Here is a 2,320-nt window from a genome sequence, read left to right as displayed (position 1 = left end):
AAAAAAACCTGGTTGCACCATTTTGCTAGCACTCGTTTCTTATTACTCAGCTGCTATGTATTATACATCAATAAGAATTTTTAGAGGTGCCCAGTAGTTTAATATGCTTAGAAAAACCTGTATTTAACAAAAAGCTTTATTTGTAACCTGTTGTTTAGGCTGTAGGAGTGATGCGTTATTTTTATTTTATTCTGGTATCTAAAAAGTGAGCAAAATGGTTAAAGAGTTCTTAAATGTATGCACTTTTGCTTTGATTGTCTATTTAATGCTTGCTTTGGCACTTTTTTTATTTCAACGGAGTTTCCTCTACTATCCTGATAGTGTTAAACCATCAGAAAAGCTATTAACTGCAGAAAGTTTGCGCTTTTGGCCATCATCTCAAAACTATCGAGGTGTGATAGCTGCAAGGGAGCTGGACAATACTAAAGGTACAGTTATCATTTTTCACGGAAATGCTGGATCAGCCTACCATCGTAGTTATTATATAAATGCCTTATCACAGTACGGCTTTAGAGTTATTTTAGCTGAATACCCTGGATATGGTGGTCGAGATGGGCAACCCAGTGAGTCCGTACTAGTGGATGACGCTATAGAAACAATAAAGCTTGCACATAAGACTTATGATGAGCCTTTATATCTTTGGGGAGAGTCTTTAGGTGGCGGCGTGGTTTCGAGTGCAGTTGCCAAACTGGATGTTCCAATAGCAGGATTGGTTTTGTTTACACCTTGGGATTCATTACCTAGTTTGGCACAAACACACTACTGGTATTTGCCAGCACGTTGGTTGGTTTTAGATCAGTATAACAGCGTAGAGAACCTCGAAAAATTTAAGGGTAAGGTCGCAGTTGTTTTGGCTGAAATGGATGAAGTTATTCCGGTAAAACACGGTAAAGCACTATATGATGCAATAGGAACACAAAAAAAGCTTTGGCTGTTTGAAAAGGCGGGACATAATTCTGCACCAATTGCTGCAAGAGAGTTATGGTGGAAAGAAGTTAGCAATTTTCTTATCCAGTAAATCGGCTATCCTGTGTGATTACATCTTTTAGAGTAGTCACGCTTAACTATACATATACAACTTATATCCTTCACAATTAGGGGAGCGAAGTTTGGCGCTATGAGTAGGAAAATAAAGTAATATGTACTCATATACCCAATACGAATGGTTTTTAGGTGCGGCCATCGAGTGACGAAGCCCCATGAACCTATATTTATAGGTGATTGGGGTGAGGAGTGAAGATAACAAAACCTAGAAATCATTCGTGAAGGGTATAGTTATGTGTCTACAAATAAAGAGAGGTTTCCCATTGTCTGTAGAGTCTGTTGTTAGTTTTGCCATAATTGTTGCGCTTAGTGCGATGCTTCCTGGTCCTAATGGATTACTAATAGTTAACAATTCAGTTTCCTACGGTAGAAAAACAGCATTTGTGACTCTGGCTGGCACGCTGTCAGCCTTTTATGTGCATGGCTTATTCTCAGTCATTGGTGTTTCAGCGCTGATTATGAGTTCGGCTACAGCATTTACAGTGTTTAAATATATTGGTGTCGTCTATTTGCTGTATCTTGGAGTAAGCTCGCTAGTCCAAGCAATGTCTAAACCTACAGCAACATATACACCAGTTTCAGCAACCAGGGCATCTTGTCTTTCTTGGCGCAAGGCATGGTCGGCAGGTTTCATCACAAACCTGTTCAACCCAAAGGTATCAATGTTCTATCTAGCGCTGTTTCCTCAATTTGTCACAGAAACATCAAGCTTACTGTTAACGACCTTATTTCTTGTAACCTTGCAGGTAATTATTGTTGGGTGTTGGTTTTCTTCGGTAGCCATTGTAGCGGAGTCTGTTGCCAAAAAAGCTAGTGGTAACTTGTCGCGTATTGTAAAGGGAGCAGCTGGATCGGTAATGGTCTGGTTCGGTATCAGCCTCGCGCAGGTTCAAACGCGGACATAACTTTCGGTTCAAATGGAGTTTTGAAAAGGTCGTGACCATTTGGCCTAGTTATTAATTGAATAAGGAAAGGTTGATGATGGTGCTTAAAATTGATGAATCGAAACTATTGACTGATATGTACTCGGATGAGTATTTTCCAAATCACCTTGTTGATAAGGTTAAAAGTATTCTTCTGACGGCTTGCAAAGAAATTGAATCTCAAAAACCAAAAAAGCTAGAAGAACTTTATACAATAACCTGCCAAGCAACTGAACTCATTAATGATTTACAAGCAAAACTGTGGACACTTTTTGGCTGAGAGTCGTAGGTTGTACCAAAGATAGAAACTGCGAGAATGCGGTTATCAACGTCGTATTGTCACAGGAATCTAT

General features: G+C 39.4%; 3 protein-coding genes. All 3 read left to right on the top strand.

The annotated features are described in order from the left end of the window. The first annotated feature begins 214 nt into the window (after nt 1-214). The 3 genes from F607_RS0126385 to F607_RS32105 all read left to right on the top strand — a co-directional run bounded on the left by F607_RS0126385 (nt 215) and on the right by F607_RS32105 (nt 2,247). Nucleotides 215-1,018 carry an alpha/beta hydrolase gene (locus tag F607_RS0126385; protein ID WP_051311865.1) on the top strand — a complete coding sequence of 268 codons (804 nt, stop codon included), beginning with the start codon at nt 215-217 and terminating at the stop codon, nt 1,016-1,018. A gap of 259 nt (nt 1,019-1,277) precedes the next feature. Continuing rightward, a complete protein-coding gene (locus F607_RS0126380) occupies nt 1,278-1,949 on the top strand; it encodes a LysE family translocator (RefSeq protein ID WP_051311864.1) in 672 nt (223 codons plus the stop codon). Between the two features lie 73 nt (nt 1,950-2,022). Further along, nucleotides 2,023-2,247, top strand: coding sequence for a DUF5713 family protein (locus F607_RS32105; RefSeq protein ID WP_051311863.1), 225 nt, complete (start codon nt 2,023-2,025; stop codon nt 2,245-2,247). The last annotated feature ends 73 nt before the right edge of the window (nt 2,248-2,320 follow it).

Origin of the sequence: Zooshikella ganghwensis DSM 15267 (genome assembly GCF_000428585.1) — a bacterium.
Lineage (GTDB): Bacteria > Pseudomonadota > Gammaproteobacteria > Pseudomonadales > Zooshikellaceae > Zooshikella > Zooshikella ganghwensis.
The sequence above is the reverse complement of the archived record's forward strand: the minus strand, read 5'-3'. Positions and strand labels throughout refer to the sequence as shown.